The organism is Nocardioides xinjiangensis (assembly GCF_017916385.1).
Taxonomy (GTDB): Bacteria; Actinomycetota; Actinomycetes; order Propionibacteriales; family Nocardioidaceae; genus Nocardioides; species Nocardioides xinjiangensis.
The window spans coordinates 489954-505354 of record NZ_JAFMSW010000002.1 but is presented as its reverse complement, the minus strand read 5'-3'; the positions used below and the strand labels follow the sequence as shown (position 1 = coordinate 505354).

Below are 15401 nucleotides of genomic sequence, written 5' to 3'. Positions count from 1 at the left end.
GACAATCCCACGCCGTCCCACGATCGTCAACGACGATCGCTGGGTGCTCGGTGACGCTGATCGGGTGCGGCCAACCGCCGCGTGCCGGCGCAGCTCGAACGTCCGGACATGCCGCTGGGCGGGCGGCCTCAGTGGCCGGCGAGGGAGCCGCTGAGCCGCTCGTGACGTTCGGCGCTGGAGGGGTCGAGGCCGGTGATCTCGACGGTCTTGCCCTTGCGGCGGTACTTGGTCGTGATCGCGTCGAGGGCGGCGACGGTGGAGGCGTCCCAGACGTGCGACCGGGAGAGGTCGATCACGACACGGGCGGGATCGTCCGCGTACTCGAACTGGGTGTAGAGGTCGTTGCTGGAGGCGAAGAACAGCTCGCCGGTGACGCGGTAGACCACCGAGGTGGTGCCGTCGCGGTCGGTGACGAGCTCGCGGTTGGTCTCGGTGAGGTGCGCGACGCGGCGGGCGAACAGGGTCATGGCGACCAGGACGCCGACGCCGACGCCGATGGCGAGGTTGTGGGTCGCCACGGTGACGACCACGGTGGCCACCATGACGGTGGTCTCGGACTTCGGCATGCGGCGCAGCGTGGCGGGCTGGACGGAGTGCCAGTCGAAGGTGCCGACGGCGACCATGATCATGACGGCGACGAGGGCGGCCATGGGGATGAGGGCGACGATGTCGCCGAACCCCACGACGAGGATGAGCAGGAACACTCCGGCGAGGAACGTGGAGAGGCGGGTGCGGGCACCGGAGACCTTCACGTTGATCATCGTCTGGCCGATCATGGCGCAGCCGCCCATGCCGCCGAAGAACCCGGTGATGACGTTCGCGGCGCCCTGTCCCCATGCTTCCCGGGTCTTGTCGGAGTGGGTGTCGGTGATGTCGTCGACCAGCTTGGCGGTCAGCAGGGACTCCAGCAGCCCGACCAGCGCCATCGCGAGGGCGTAGGGGCCGATGATCTGCACCGTGTCGAGGGTGAACGGCACGTCGGGGAGGAACAGCGACGGCAGGCTGTCAGGGAGCTCGCCTTCGTCGCCGACGTCCGGGACGTCGAGAGCGGCGAGGAGGGTGAAGGCGGTGAGCGCGACGATGGCGACGAGCGGGGCGGGGACGACCTTGGTGACGCGCGGCAGGGCGACGATGATGGCGATGCCGACGGCGATCATCGGGTAGACCAGCCATGGCACGTCGATCACGTGGGGGACCTGCGCGAGGAAGATGAGGATGGCGAGGGCGTTGACGAACCCGACCATGACCTGTCGTGGGACGAACCGCATGAGACGGGCGACGCCGAGCAGACCGAGGACGACCTGGATGACCCCGCCGAGGAGGACGGTGGCGACGAGGTAGTCGTACCCGTGGTCGCGCACGACGGGTGCGATCACGAGCGCGATGGCGCCGGTGGCGGCGGAGATCATCGCCGGGCGCCCGCCGAGGAAGGCGATCGAGACGGCCATCGTGAAGGAGGCGAACAGCCCGATCCGGGGGTCGACCCCGGCGATGATGGAGAACGAGATGGCCTCGGGGATGAGCGCGAGCGCGACGACGAGTCCGGCGAGGACCTCGGTGCGCAGCATCTTCGGCGACCGCAGCGCAGCGCGGACCGTCGGTTCGGCGGGTGTGCGCAGGGTGGTGGACACGACGAGGCTCCGTTCAGGGACAGGGGCGGGCGGTCGAGGGGGCGGGGCCGCGGGCGGAGCGTGAGGACCAGTGGCCGACCCCCACGCGATGGACGAGACGGGTGCGCGCCGGGGGCGTCCGCCGCCGGGGTGCACGCCGGCGGGCATCATGGGTGCCAGGTCCTGCACGGTGCTGGCGTGGCGGCCAGCCGGAAGTCTGACCCGAACTCTACCCTCACGTGACGGTAGGGTTGTAATCGGCGCGAGGAGTGACCCTGTGAGTGACGAGCCCGTCATGCAGATCGGCGAGGTCGCCACCCGCACCGACCTGTCGCTGCGCAGTCTGCGGCACTGGGAAGAGGTCGGACTCCTCAAGCCTTCGGGCCGCAGCGACGGGGGCTTCCGGCTCTACACGGAAGCCGACGTCGACAAGATCCTCGTCATCCGTCGCATGAAGCCCCTCGGGTTCAGCCTGGACCAGATGCGAGCCGTCATGACCGACATCGAGACCATCGCCGACCCCGCCGCCGAGGCCAAGGCCAAGGAGACGGCACACGACCGCCTCCGCGCCACCCAGGAGGACGCCGCCGACCGCCGCGACGAGCTGGTGCGTCAGCTGGCCATGGCCGACGAGTTCATCGACCTCCTCAGCGCTCGCCTCCGCTGACACCCGAGGCAGCAGTGGCACGCACGAACCCGGCCACGCTCACAGGCGCAGCACGCGCCCCGCGACCACGAGGTGCACCTCGTCGCACGCAGCGGCGACGCGCTGGTTGACCGTGCCGAGCAGGTCGCGGAACAGGCGGCCGGAGCGGTGCTCGGGCACCACGCCGAGGCCCACCTCGTTGGTCACGACGACGACGTCCTGGCGGCACGCCACGAGCGCGGCGACGACCTCGTCGGTGCGCGCCAGCACGAGGGCGTGGACGGCGTCGGCGTCCTGCTCCCACGCGTCCTGGGCGTCGATGGTCGCGGTGAGCCAGGTGCCGAGGCAGTCGATGAGCAGCGGGTCCTCGGCCTCGGCGAGCACGCGGGGGAGGTCCTGGGTCTCCGCCGTGCCCCACGACGCCGGTCGGCGCGCGCGGTGGGCGGCGACGCGCGCCGTCCAGTCGGGGTCGTCCTCGCGCTCGGGGGCGGTGCCGGTCGCGACGTACGTCGCCGGCGCACCGCCGATCAGCGACTCCGCGTGCGTCGACTTGCCGGACCGCACGCCGCCGGTGACCAGGATGCGCATGGCGGGCATCCTCGCAGAGGCGGCGCGGATCGGACGCAGGAGCGCTGGGTACCGAGCGGCATGAGCGAACACGCGTCCAGTCCCGAGACCACGGCCGCCACCGGCGCGGCCCCGACCGGCGCGAGGCAGCTCGCGGTCGTCACCGGCGCCTCCAGCGGGATCGGCCTCGAGCTCGCCCGGCAGTTCGCCGAGCACGACTTCGACCTGATCGTCGCCGCCGAGGACGACGAGCTCGCCGTCGCCGCGGCCGTCCTCCGGTCCGAGAGCGGCGGTCTCGTCCAGCCGGTGCAGGTCGACCTCCGCCGGCCGGAGGGCGTCGAGGAGCTCTACGCCGCGATCAAGGCCGACGGGAGGCCGCTCGCCGCCATCGCGCTGAACGCCGGACACGGCCAGGGCGGCGCGTTCGTCGACAACGACCTGGCCGACGAGCTCTCCATCATCGACCTCAACATCACCTCGACGGTGCGGCTCGCGAAGCTGGTGCTGCGCGACATGGTGGCGGCCGACGCCGGTCGGGTGCTCGTGACCTCGTCGATCGCCTCGACGATGCCGGGCTCGTTCCAGGCGGTCTACAACGCGTCGAAGTCGTTCCTCCAGTCCTTCACCGAGGCGCTGCAGAACGAGCTCAAGGACACCGGCGTCACGCTCACGTCCCTGATGCCCGGCCCCACGGAGACGGAGTTCTTCGAGCGGGCCGACATGGCCGACGACACGCTCGTCGGGACGTCACCCAAGGACGACCCGGCGACCGTCGCCCGCCAGGGCTTCGACGCCCTCATGGAGGGCAAGGACCGCGTGGTCGGCGGCGGCGTGAAGACCAAGGTGCAGGAGGCCGCGAGCAAGGCGATGCCCGACAAGCTCAAGGCCGCGATGCACCGCAAGATGGCCGAGCCGGGGTCGGGCAGCTGACGCAGCGGGTGACGGAGCGGCGACGTCGTTCAGGCGGTGGCTGCGGCCAGCACCAGCACCGCGAAGGAGACCTCCACCACGGCACCGAGCACGTCGCCGGTGATCCCGCCAAGGCGGCGGACGCACCGCAGGAGCAGCGCCAGCGCCACCGCGACCGCCGCGACCAGCCCCAGCACGAGGGGCAGCGCGGACCCGACGACCTGACCTGCGGCACCCAGGACGGCGCCCGTCGCCACCAGCACGGCAACGGCCGCCACCAGGGGCACCGACCCGACGTGCACGGCGCCCAGGCCGTCGGAGCGGGCCGCCGGGACGCCGCGGACGCACGCGAGCGCGAGGCCGACGCGGGAGGCACACACCAGCAGTCCGGCCACCCACCACCCGTCGTCGTGCTGCACGAGCGTGCTGAGCCCCGCGGCCTGGCAGCCGGCGACGAGCACCACCGCGACGACGCCCGCGGGCCCCACGGGACCGGTGCGCATCACCGCGAGCGAGCGTTCGCGGGAGTACGACGCGGTCAGGCCGTCGGCCGTGTCGGCGAGGCCGTCCCAGTGGAAGGCACGGCTGCCGAGGGCGAGGGCCAGCAGGACGACGTACGCGACCGCGAGCGGCGGCAGGTCGAGCCACCGGCCGGCCAGGGCGACCCCTGCCGCGGCGACACCGAGGGGGAGGGCGGCGACCGGCGCGAGGACCATCGCGGTCGCGGCCACCGAGCGGTCCACGGCGCGCGGGGGTGGCACGCGCACGGCGGTCAGCGTGCCGGTGGCGAGCAGCCAGCCGTCGCGGAGGTTCACGGGGCCGACGCGGACGGACCGGACGGACCGGGACGGCCGGGCAGGACCTCGGAGAGCAGCGCCACGTCGCGCAGCACCGCGATGCCCGAGCGGAGCACCGGCAGGGCGGCCACGGCGCCCGACCCCTCACCCAGCCGCATGTCCAGGTCGAGCAGCGGGTCGAGGCCGAGCGACTTGAGCGCGTGCGCCTGTGCCGGTTCGGTCGAGCGGTGCCCGGCGAGCCACCAGGCCGACGCACCCGGCGCGAGCGCCTCGGCCACCACCGCGCACGCGAGCGACATCAGGCCGTCGAGGACGACGGGGGCGCCTCGTCGCGAGCACTCGACCAGGAAGCCGGTGGTGGCGGCGAGGTCGGCGCTGCCGAGGGCGGTGAGCACCGCGACGGGGTCGGCGCCGCCGCCGTGCCCGAGGTGTCCGGTGCGCGCGAGCGCCTGCGCCACCACGTCCCGCTTCCGCGCCCACCCGGCGTCGTCGACGCCGGTGCCGCGGCCGGTGACCTCGTCGGCCGGCAGCCCGAGCATCGCCGCCACCAGGGCGGCCGCGACGGTGGTGTTGCCGATCCCGAGGTCGCCGGTCATCAACAGCTGCGCGCCGCCGTCGACCAGCTCGCCCGCCAGCTCGGCCCCCAGCCTCAGGGAGCGCTCCGCCTCTCCGCGGCTGAGGGCGTCGGTGAGGTGGATGGCGCCGGACCCGCGCCGTACCTTGCGGGCCGTGACCGTGGCAGGCAGGTCGGACAGGTCGGCGTCGACGGCCACGTCGACGACGGAGACGGCCACCCCGTGCTCCGCGGCCAGCGCGCTCACCCCCGCCCGCCCCGCGACGATCGTGCGCACCATCGCCTCGGTGACGGCGGCCGGGTACGCCGAGACGGCATGCGCCGCCACGCCGTGGTCGCCGGCGAGCACCACCAGTCGGACGTCCGTGAGCGGGCGGGGCGGCACCTCGCCCTGCGCCGCGGCGAGCCACGCACCGACCTCACCGACCCGGCCGAGGGCGCCCGGTGGCGTGGCGAGGCCGGCGAGCCGCTCCTGCGCGAGGGCCGCCGCCTCCGGCGACGGCGGGGCGATGGGCGAGTGTGCACGGGGCTCGGTCATGACGGGCGCCAGCCTAGTGAGCGGCGTCCGGCGGCGACCTGCGAGGCTGGCCCGCGTGAGCGGTCACTCCGTGCTGCAGCTGCCCGTGCCGGCGCTGGAGGGGTGGGTGCGCGAGCGCACCGCGCACTACGACGCCGCCTTCGTCTCCACCGACCCGCGGTTCGGGCACGCGCACATCACGGCCCTCGGGCCGTTCGCCCCGTCGCCCTCGCGCCGCGACCTCGACACGGTCGCGGCCCTGGCGGCCACGACCGCGCCGGTGCCGGTGCGGCTGGGCGGGCTGGCCCAGTTCCCGGACGGCATCATCCACCTCGTGCCGGAGCCCGACGTCCGGCTGCGCGAGCTGACCGCCCGGCTCGTCGCGGCGTTCCCCGCGTGGCCGCCGTACGCCGGCGAGTTCGGCAGTGACGTCCGGCCCCACCTCACGCTCGACGCGGCCTCGGACGGGGTCGACCTCGCCTCCACCGCCGCACTGCTGGCGGACCTCCTGCCGACCGACGTCGAGCTGGACCGGCTCCAGCTGGCGTGGTGGGAGGCCGGCCGCTGCCACGTGGTGCACGAGTGGCCGCTGACCGGCGGGGGCGCCTAGTCACGTCGAGCCATCCCGGTCCCGATCGGGTCCGCCGGCGGGGGCGGGGCACGAGGGTGGCGGCATGCGTCGCCTCGTGATCTCGGTCCTCGCCCTCGTCGGCGCCTCCCTCCTGACCGCACCGCCGGCGACCGCGGCGGACGCGGACTGCGCCGACTTCGCCACCCAGGCGGCCGCCCAGGCGTTCTTCACCGCCGCCGGCCCCGGCGACCCGCACCGGCTCGACTCCGACGGGGACGGCGTGGCGTGCGAGTCCAACCCGTGCCCGTGCTCGACCTCCCCGGTGCCGGTGGCCGGGACGCCGACACCGACCGCCGCCCCCACGACCCCGGTCGCGACCCCGACGACCGATCCCGACGGCTCCGGTGGCGGGCCGGGGCGGCGCGAGCACGTGCGGGTGGTCCGCGTGACCGACGGGGACACGCTCGTGGTGCGGTTGCCCGACGGCAGCGAGGAGTACGTCCGGATCCTGGGGATCGACACCCCCGAGGTCCACGGCCGTCGCGAGTGCGGCGGACCGGAGGCCAGCCGGTCCATGCGCGGGCTCGCCCCGGTCGGCTCACGGGTCCTGCTGCTGTCCGACCCCAGCCAGGCCGACCGCGACCGCTACCGCCGGCTGCTGCGCTACGTGCACCGCAGCGGCACGGACGTGGGCCGCGCCCAGGTGCTGCGCGGCCGTGCGCAGGTGTACGTCCACCGTGACGACCCGTTCCGCCGCACCGCCTCCTACCGGCGCGCCGAGCGGCGCGCGATGGCCCGGGAGCGCGGGTCGTGGGGCCGGTGCTGGCGCTGAGCCCGGCGGGCGGGCGGCGTTGACCGGCATGGCAGGATCGCGCCATGGCTTCTTGGGCGCACCTCGAGATCACTGTCGACGACCAGGGCAACGTGGAGGTCGGCGGCTACAACGCCGACCCCGAGGCGCTCGTCGAGGGCACCGAGTCGTGGGAGGACCTGCTCTCCACCCTCGGCCTCAACGGCTGGGAGCTGGTGCAGGTGGTGCCCGGTCCGCAGACGACGTACTGGTTCAAGCGCCAGGCCTGACCACCTGCCCGGCCCGCGCATGAACGACGACCTCGGCGCCCGCCTCCGCGCGGCGTCGGCCTCGGCGGAGGCGATCTTCTGGCGTGCTCCCGGCACGCCGGCCGGCATGTTCCGCGACCTCGCCGCCTTCGCCGAGCAGCACGACATCGCCTGGGACCGCTACGGCGAGCGGGGTGCGGTCGAGCAGCTCGAGACCGAGGTCGCCGAGCTGCTCGGCAAGCCCGCCGCGGTGATGTTCCCCAGCGGCGTCATGGCGCAGCAGGCCACCCTCCGGGCGTGGTGCGACCGCTCCGGGTCGCGCCGCGTCGCCCTGCCCGACCTGTCGCACCTGGTCCACCACGAGCAGGACGGCCCGCGTCGCGTGCTGGGCCTGGAGCTGGAGTGGTTGACCTCCGGGCGTGCGACGCCCACGGCGGCTGCGCTCGCGGCGGTGGGCGGGCGGCTCGGCGCGGCGATGGTGGAGCTGCCGCTGCGCGACGCCGGGTGCCTGCTGCCGACGTGGGACGAGCTGGTGGAGCTGTCCGAGGCGGCGCGCGACCGCGGCGTGCCCCTGCACGCCGACGGCGCCCGCATCTGGGAGTCGGTGCCCTACTGGGACCGGACGCTGGCGGAGGCGGCGGCGTTGTTCGACTCGATGTACGTCTCCCTCTACAAGGGCCTCGGCGGCTCGAGCGGCGCCCTCGTCGTCTGCCCGGAGGACCTGGCCGGCGAGCTGCGGGCGTGGCGGCAGCGGATGGGCGGCACGATCTTCTCGATGACGACGGCCGCCGTCGGCGGGCTCATGGGGCTGCGCGAGCGCCTGCCGAGGTTCGGCGACTACCGCTCCTGGGCCGTCGAGCTCGCCGGCGCGCTGCACGAGCACGGCATCCGGACCTTCCCGGAGGTGCCCCACATCGCCACGTTCCTGGCCTACGCCCCCGGCACGGCCGACGAGGTCAACGAGCGCGTGGTCGCCTGGGCCGAGGAGCACGCCGTGGTGCCCTCGGGCCTCTGGAGCGCGGCCGACGTGCCCGGGTGGGTCCAGACCGAGCTGACCTGCTACGAGTCGGCCGCGGCGCGCGAACCCGGCGAGGTGGCGCGCCTGCTCGCGGAGGTCGTGACAGGCCCGTCGCCGGCACCTGAGCACGCGCGGCGCGGTTTCCGGGCGGCGCTCCCGGTGGCCTACATTCCTCCCGTGAGTGCCCAGGCCCCTTCCGCCGTCATCCTCGTCCGCGCGACCAGCTTCGTCCCCAACCCGGCGACCGCGGCCGACAACGCGTTCCAGTCCGACGCGCCCGCCGGCCAGTCGCAGGAGGCGACGTCGGCCAAGGCGCTGGCCGAGATGGACGCGCTGGCCGAGGCCCTCCGTGCGGCCGGCGTCCGGGTCCACGTGTTCGAGGACGACGACCACACCCGTCCCGACAGCGTGTTCCCCAACAACTGGGTCTCGACCCACGCGGGCGGCACGGTCGCCGTCTACCCGATGTACGCCTCGAACCGCCGGCACGAGCGCCGCGCGGACGTGCTGGAGATGCTCAAGTCGGAGTACCGCGTCCAGGCGATCGTCGACTACTCCGGCCTCGAGCCCGACGGCGTCTTCCTGGAGGGCACCGGGGCCATGGTGCTCGACCACGTGTCGCGCGTGGCGTACACCGCTCGCAGCCACCGCGCCGACGTCACCGTGCTCGAGCGCTTCTGCACCGACTTCAACTACGAGCCGATGGCCTTCGACGCGCTCGACTCCGACGGCGTCCCGGTCTACCACACCAACGTCATCGCCTGCATCGGCACCGAGGTCGCGATGATCGCCCTGGAGATGATCCCGGACAAGCACCGGCGCGACCAGGTGCGCGAGCGGCTCGCGGTGACCGGCCGCACGATCATCGAGCTGACCGAGCAGCAGGTCCGGGAGTTCGCCGGCAACGCGGTGGAGCTCTGCGGCCGGACGCCCGACGGTCGGCGGCGCTACGTCATGGCGATGTCGGCGCGGGCGTGCCGCTCGCTGCGCCCCGAGCAGGTGGCCGCGATCGAGGAGTCCTGCGAGATCATCGCCGTCGACATCCCCACGATCGAGCTGGCCGGCGGCTCCGTGCGCTGCATGATCGCCGGCATCCACCTCGACCGGCGCCCGCCGCTCGAGGAGGCCGAGCTCACGGAGGCCGTGGAGGCCATCAACGAGGACAACCCGGTGACGCCCGACGGGCGCTTCGTCGACGGCAACGACTGACCGCCGCCGACGAGGCGCCCGTGCCCGGTCAGCGGTGGCGTCCCTTCGAGGCGCGGACGTCGACCCACACCAGCCGGTGGTCGCTCACCGGGAACGGGTAGACCCCGACGAGGCGCGGGAACAGCGGGTCGCTGCTCGGCAGCCAGTACACGCCGGATCCCCGCACCCGCAGGCTGCGGCTCGGCAGCACGTAGTCGGCGCGCAGGTTGCCGGGCGTCGTGTCGGCGAAGTCGGCGGTGTCCTCGGCGGGCGGGCCGGTGTGCGTGAGGTTGGCGCCCGCCTGCGACCGCGACTGCTCCACCGCGCCGGTGGACCGGGGGCGGGGGTCCTGGATGCGCGGGTGGTCGAGCAGCTGGTGGATGGCCCGGCCGGTCGAGTCGCCGTCGAACGGGTCGGCGTTCTGGTCGCCCGCGATCACGAAGTCCTGGCCCTTGCCGAGGCCGCCCCGGCGTCCCGCGTCGTCGTAGATGTACGCGGCGCGCCGACCGCCGCTGACGTAGTCGGCCCACAGCCGGATCTCGTCGTGGTTGCGCGTGCCGTTGCGGTCCTCGGCACCGTCGAACGTGGGCGGCGTGGGGTGCGACACCAGGAAGTGCACGGGCTTGCGACCGGGCACCGCGACCGGGACGTCCCAGTGGGACTTCGACGAGAGCCGGAGGACGTCGAGCTCGTCGGGGGAGTACCAGTCGGCCGGGGCGGGTGTCGCCGGGTCGTCGGGGAGCAGCGCGCCGGGCATGTCCTTCCACAGGAAGCGCTGGAAGGTGCGGACCTCGTCGGTGAGGATCGGGTACCTGGAGTAGACGACCATGCCGTACTGGCCGGGGAAGAGGCCGAAGCCCAGCGAGTCGTCACCGCCCGCCTGGGTGCCGGGCCGGCCGACCTGGCCGTCGTTGTTCAGGTCGAAGCCGCTCGGGACGCCGGTGTTGGACGGCGCGACGTAGTAGTAGGGGTAGTCGATGGGGGCGGCGCCGTTCTGCCCCACCGCGAGGTAGTTGTCGCGGAACAGCTCGGCCGCGCGCCCGGCCTCGTCGTGGTCGAACTCGTTGATCAGCAGCACGTCGGGCGCGGTGCGCTGGATGGTCTCCGCTGCCGCGGCAGCCTGCCGGTGGCCCGGGGTGGACAGGTCGCGGACGAGCTCACCGGCCGTGCCCCGGTTGAGCGAGGCGTTGAACGTGGCGAACCGGAGCACCGGCGCGCGGTCGTGGGGCGCGGCACCGTGTCCGCGGCCGGCCGGGTGCCGGTCGCCGTCGCCGACGGACGACGTCGGCGGCGCGGCGGCGAGGCTCGCGGTGGTGATCGTCGCGACGAGGGACATCGCGAGGGACATGGCGAGGGTCGCGGCGAGCGCGGCCCGGCCGGCGGGGGTCGTGCGGGTGCGTGACGTCATGGAAGGACCTTTCCGAGCGGTTCCTCAGGGGACCTGGACAACCTACGACGAGCGCCGGGCACGGTCGCCCCGGTCCGCCGCCACCTCGGCGCCGACGTCGGGGTTGTCGGTGAAGACGTCGTCCATGCCGGCCCGGAGGAACGCGCGGATCTCGCCGGCCAGGTCGCCGGGGGCCGCCGGGTCGGTGGACGAGCGGAACTGCAGCGGCAGGAAGGAGTTCTCGCGGCGGAACGTCCAGCCGGTGACGGTGAGGCCGGCCTCGTGGGCGTTGTCGATGGCGTCGGTGGGGCGACCCAGCCTGCCGTCGGGCAGCCGGGGGATCATCACGTCCTTGCACATCCCGACGCTGTCGGCGTAGCGGGCCACCGTCCGCATGCCCCGGCGGGTGACCAGGTCGGCGTACGTGACGCCGGTGCCGGCCGCGACCTGGTCGTAGGGCGCGCCGGAGCAGTCGACGAGCTGGACGAGCTCGAAGCGGGTCATCGGGCCGAGCGCGCGGAGGTTGGAGACCTCGAAGCTCTGGATGACGACCGGAGTGTCCCCGGGGCGTACGCCGTTGCGGTGCAGTGCCTCGAGCAGGGGCCGCTCCGCCGGCAGGCCCGCCTCCGCGAGGTAGGTGCTGTGCTTGATCTCGGGGATGACGCCGAGCGGCTCGCCGTCGCACGTCTCGGTGCGCCGGGCGAAGGTGAGGACCTCGTCGAGCGTCGGCACCTGGTAGAGGCCGTCCCAGGCCGTGTTGCCCGGGCGCAGCTGCGGCAGGCGCTCCTCGGCCCGCAGGGTCTTGAGCTCGGCGAGGGTGAAGTCCTCGACGAACCAGCCGGTCACCGCGCGACCGTCGACCTGCTTGGTGGTGCGGCGCTCGGCGAACTCCGGACGCGCGGCGACGTCGGTCGTCCCGCCGATCTCCGGCTCGTGGCGGGCCACGAGCACGCCGTCCTTCGTCATCACCAGGTCCGGCTCGACGAAGTCGGCGCACTGCTGCGCGGCCAGCTCGTAGGCGGCGATGGTGTGCTCGGGGCGGTAGCCGGACGCGCCGCGGTGGGCGAAGACGACCGGACCGCCGTCGCGGACCCGCTGGCGGCGCAGGTCGACGTGGATGATCTCGATGTCGTCCGGCTCGCCGTCGACCCGGGCGTCGTCGCCGGGGAAGTTGTTGTCGTTGGTGAGCACGAAGCTGCCGTCGCGCAGCTGCACGATCGTCTCGTCGGAGACGAACGGGAACGAGAACGGGTCGCCCGTGCCGTAGCCGTCGCCGGCGCCGATGCCGTCGGGGTTCGCGATCTCCAGCAGGTCGAGCACCGGCTCGGCGACGAGGTGGCCACCGGGCTCGGTGCGGCCGAGGTCGACCTCGACGACGCGCTTGGTGACCGCCTGGGCGCCGCCGAAGTTGTCGCGCTCCAGCACGAGCATGCGGTCGCGGCCGACCATGAACGCGTCGCCGACGAGGTTGGCGGCCTCGACGGTGCGGTAGTCCCACGTGCGCCCGGTGTAGCGCATCGTGCGGGTGTCGAGCTGGTGGATCTCGCGGACGCGCTGGTCGGGCTCGTCGACCAGGGCGCCCTCGAGGACGGGGTAGGCGTAGCGGGAGCCGTCGAAGGCCATCGCCTCGAAGCCCTTGCTGGCGGGCAGGGTCGGTCGGGCGCCGGCGAGACCGGGGTGCTGGGGCGACTGCACGCCCGGCAGCGGCACCGGCGCTGCCAGCAGCTTGCCGGTGCCGTCGAAGTGGAGCACGAACGGCCCGAACTCCTCACCGACGAGGAAGCTGCCGTCGCGAAGCCGCACCACGGACTCGATGTCGAAGTCGGCACCGGTGAGCAGCCGCTCGGTGGTGGTCTCGTTGACGATGGGGAAGGGGACCTTGTGGTCGGGGTCGCGGAAGGAGAGGAATCGGGGCAGGTCGACGGTGCCCTCACCGCCGCCGGCCCCTTCGAAGTCGGGGCGCGCCTCGTACATCCGCAGCAGGAAGTCGGCGGAGTTGGCCTTGGTGCCGAAGCCGTTGTCCGGCATGGCCCAGAAGGTGCCGTCGCCGTTGTCGAGCATGGCCGAGAACCCGGGGACCACCTGGCCGGGGAAGGGGCCGCTGCGTCCGTTGGCAGGGGTCATCCGGGTCCCCGACGGGGGACCGGGCGCCAGGAAGTCGGCGTCGAGGGTGGCGCGGCCGACCAGGGTCGGCACGTCGACCCAGCGGCCCGCGGCCTGGTCGGCGGGCCGCTCGGCGGGTCGACCCGACGGCCGGTCGGTGGACCGGTCGGTGGGCCGGTCGGCGTGGCCGGGTGCGCCGAGCAGGGGGAGGGTGAGCAGGGGGCTGACGAGGGCGGCGACGGTGGCGAGCGCCGTACGGCGGGGCAGGGGCATGGCGGGTCCTTCGCTGGTTCGCGGGTGCTGCGTGCAGGGCGAGGCGCCGGTGCGGGCCGTCGGCGACGGCCCGCACCGGGCGTGGGTGTCGGATCAGCCGCGGGTGACCTGGACGACCGACGGGCGCGGGCCGGCGAACTGGCCGCGGGCGGCGGTCGAGCCGGCGGGCACGAAGTCCGGGAACCGCGACTGCGGCGCCTCCCAGCTGCCGTCCTCGCCGGGGTGCTGGACGGCGACGAAGACCGAGCCGTCGCGGTCGTGGATGACCGGACCGCACGTCTCGGCGCCCGAGGGCACCGCGAGGAACTGCTGGACGTGGCCGCGCTCGGGGCCCTCGACGGGGACCTTGAAGAGGCCGTCGCTGACCTTGATCGCGCTGGGCTGGCCGTCGGTGGAGACCCAGAGGTTGCCCTCGCTGTCGAAGGCGACGTTGTCGGGGCAGGAGATGGGCGACACGGGGCCGGTCCAGCCGCCGAAGTAGGTGCCGGCCGAGGCGGCGTCACCGCAGATCAGGAACAGGTTCCAGGTGAAGGTCGAGCGGGTGTGGTCGCCGTTCGTCGGGGTGATCTCGACGACGTGCCCGTCCTTGTTGAGGGGGCGCGGGTTGGGCTCGGTCGGGCCCTCCTTGCCGACCTTGCCGCGGTCGGTGTTGTTGGTGCAGGCGACGTAGACGCGGCCGTTGTGCATGCTCGGCTCCACGTCCTCGGGGCGGTCCATCTTGGTCGGCATGACCGTGTCGGCTGCGAGGCGCGTGTAGACCAGCACCTCCTCGATGGTGAACCCGGGCACCATGGACCGTCCGTCCTTGGTGAGCGGGATCCACTCGCCGGTGCCGTCGCTGACGCCGTCCCCCAGACCGTCGCCGGTGAAGCGTGCCACCGAGAGGTCGCCCTCGCTGAGGAGCGTCTTGTTGTGCCGGCGGTCCGACCGGCTGTCGCCGCTGCGCATGCGGTCGCGGGAGACGAAGCGGTAGAGGTAGTCGAAGCGCTCGTCGTCGCCCATGTAGGCCACGACGTGTCCGTCGCGGTTGACGATGACGTTCGCGCCCTCGTGCTTGAAGCGGCCCATCGCGGTGTGCTTCACCGGGGTCGACCTCGGGTCGGAGGGGTCGACCTCCACGATCCAGCCGAAGCGGTTGGGCTCGTTGGCGAACTCCGGTGTGGTGGCGTCCCAGCGCGGGTCGAGCGAGCGCCAGTTGCGCGAGTCCTGCGTCGCGGAGAGGCCGTAGCGGGTCTCGCGGGGGTCGGTGCCGGAGGCGCGGAAGTACTGGTTGAAGTTCTCCTCGCCCGAGAGCACCGTGCCCCACGGGGTCGTGCCGCCGGCGCAGTTGTTCATCGTGCCCAGCACGCGGGTGCCCGTCGGGTCGGCCGCGGTCTTGAGCAGGTCGGAGCCGGCGGCGGGGCCGTCCACGGCGAACGGGGTGTCGAGGGTGATCCGCCGGTTGAGGCGGGCGCCCGGGACGTAGGTCCAGGCGTCGCCGCGGCGTCGGCGCCTGAGCTCGACGACCGACATGCCGTGGGCGGCCCACGCGGTGCGGATGACGGTGGCCGGGTCGGTGCCGGGCGGGAACATGATGTTCTCGTTGGTGTACTCGTGGTTGCACACCAGCAGCGCCCTGGTGCCCTGGCGGTTGGTCTCGATGATGTCGAGGTAGTCGTTGTTGTAGCCGAACTGGCCGGCCTGCGCCTCGGGCGTCTGGTGGGCGGCGTCGAAGGTGGGCGCGCCCCGCAGGATCGGGTCGCCCCAGCGGATGATCGTCCGCCAGTCGTAGCCGGCGGGGACGGTCACGTCGTCGACGGTGACCGGCGCGGGCGCGATCGCGTCGAACTCGAGGTCGAGGTCGAGGTGGTGACCGTGTCCGCCGTGCCCGTTGCCGTTGCCGTGCCCGTTCGCCCGGCCCGCGGCCGCGGGGGAGGCCGAGACCGCACCGAGGGCGGTGACGGTGAGCCCGGCGCCGACGACGGTGCGGCGGCTCAGGGCCTGCGCGGCGACGTCGCGGAAGTAGGACGTGTCGGTGGTGTTGGGAGCGGCCACGGAGCAGGCGTCGCCGCACCGGAGGTGGCAGGTCACCGCACTCCGGTTGCCGTGGGTGCGGCCCGCCATGGGGAGGAGGGGGAGGAGGGGCCGCGGGGTGGTGTCGGTCATCGTTTCTCCGTGCCGAGTGAGGGGGAATGGATGCACC

General features: G+C 73.7%; 13 protein-coding genes. 6 read left to right on the top strand and 7 right to left on the bottom strand.

Annotated features, from left to right (window positions below; all coding sequences use genetic code 11):
- Nucleotides 1-128: 128 nt before the first annotated feature.
- A complete protein-coding gene (locus tag J3P32_RS17185) occupies nt 129-1631 on the bottom strand; it encodes a SulP family inorganic anion transporter (protein ID WP_307861748.1) in 1503 nt (500 codons plus the stop codon).
- 256 nt (nt 1632-1887) lie between these two features.
- Here J3P32_RS17185 and J3P32_RS17180 point away from each other — a divergent pair, with 256 nt between their 5' ends.
- Nucleotides 1888-2277, top strand: a complete 390-nt coding sequence (locus J3P32_RS17180) for a MerR family transcriptional regulator (RefSeq protein ID WP_210441449.1) — start codon at nt 1888-1890, stop codon at nt 2275-2277.
- 39 nt (nt 2278-2316) lie between these two features.
- On the opposite strand, the gene cobU is transcribed toward J3P32_RS17180, so the two are convergent.
- Nucleotides 2317-2844 (bottom strand): bifunctional adenosylcobinamide kinase/adenosylcobinamide-phosphate guanylyltransferase, encoded by a 528-nt coding sequence (gene cobU / locus J3P32_RS17175; RefSeq protein ID WP_210441447.1) that lies wholly within the window; start codon nt 2842-2844, stop codon nt 2317-2319.
- 60 nt (nt 2845-2904) lie between these two features.
- Here cobU and J3P32_RS17170 point away from each other — a divergent pair, with 60 nt between their 5' ends.
- Nucleotides 2905-3753 (top strand): SDR family NAD(P)-dependent oxidoreductase, encoded by an 849-nt coding sequence (locus J3P32_RS17170; RefSeq protein WP_210441445.1) that lies wholly within the window; start codon nt 2905-2907, stop codon nt 3751-3753.
- Nucleotides 3754-3782: 29 nt separating this feature from the next.
- Here J3P32_RS17170 and J3P32_RS17165 read toward each other — a convergent pair whose 3' ends face one another.
- Nucleotides 3783-4547, bottom strand: a complete 765-nt coding sequence (locus tag J3P32_RS17165) for an adenosylcobinamide-GDP ribazoletransferase (protein WP_210441443.1) — start codon at nt 4545-4547, stop codon at nt 3783-3785.
- On the bottom strand, nt 4544-5641 hold the full coding sequence (gene cobT / locus J3P32_RS17160) for a nicotinate-nucleotide--dimethylbenzimidazole phosphoribosyltransferase (RefSeq protein WP_210441441.1): 1098 nt from the start codon (nt 5639-5641) through the stop codon (nt 4544-4546). The genes J3P32_RS17165 and cobT overlap by 4 nt, the downstream gene beginning before the upstream one ends.
- A 55-nt stretch (nt 5642-5696) precedes the next feature.
- Between cobT and J3P32_RS17155 the strand changes: the two genes are divergently transcribed.
- The 4 genes from J3P32_RS17155 to ctlX all read left to right on the top strand — a co-directional run bounded on the left by J3P32_RS17155 (nt 5697) and on the right by ctlX (nt 9477).
- A complete protein-coding gene (locus J3P32_RS17155; RefSeq protein ID WP_307861747.1) occupies nt 5697-6230 on the top strand; it encodes a 2'-5' RNA ligase family protein in 534 nt (177 codons plus the stop codon).
- A gap of 64 nt (nt 6231-6294) precedes the next feature.
- On the top strand, nt 6295-7023 hold the full coding sequence (locus J3P32_RS17150) for a thermonuclease family protein (RefSeq protein ID WP_210441436.1): 729 nt from the start codon (nt 6295-6297) through the stop codon (nt 7021-7023).
- A 44-nt stretch (nt 7024-7067) separates the two neighbouring features.
- Nucleotides 7068-7271, top strand: coding sequence for a hypothetical protein (locus J3P32_RS17145; protein ID WP_210441675.1), 204 nt, complete (start codon nt 7068-7070; stop codon nt 7269-7271).
- A gap of 19 nt (nt 7272-7290) precedes the next feature.
- Nucleotides 7291-9477: a citrulline utilization hydrolase CtlX gene (gene ctlX, locus J3P32_RS17140; RefSeq protein WP_210441434.1), complete on the top strand. Its 2187-nt coding sequence runs from the start codon at nt 7291-7293 to the stop codon at nt 9475-9477.
- 28 nt (nt 9478-9505) lie between these two features.
- Here the strand turns inward: ctlX and J3P32_RS17135 are convergent, their stop codons facing one another.
- The 3 genes from J3P32_RS17135 to J3P32_RS17125 form a co-directional block, all read right to left on the bottom strand.
- Nucleotides 9506-10864, bottom strand: a complete 1359-nt coding sequence (locus J3P32_RS17135; RefSeq protein ID WP_210441433.1) for an endonuclease/exonuclease/phosphatase family protein — start codon at nt 10862-10864, stop codon at nt 9506-9508.
- Nucleotides 10865-10906: 42 nt separating this feature from the next.
- Nucleotides 10907-13219 carry an esterase-like activity of phytase family protein gene (locus J3P32_RS18045; RefSeq protein WP_246851242.1) on the bottom strand — a complete coding sequence of 771 codons (2313 nt, stop codon included), beginning with the start codon at nt 13217-13219 and terminating at the stop codon, nt 10907-10909.
- A 93-nt stretch (nt 13220-13312) separates the two neighbouring features.
- Nucleotides 13313-15364, bottom strand: coding sequence for a PhoX family protein (locus J3P32_RS17125; protein WP_210441432.1), 2052 nt, complete (start codon nt 15362-15364; stop codon nt 13313-13315).
- Between the last annotated feature and the right edge of the window lie 37 nt (nt 15365-15401).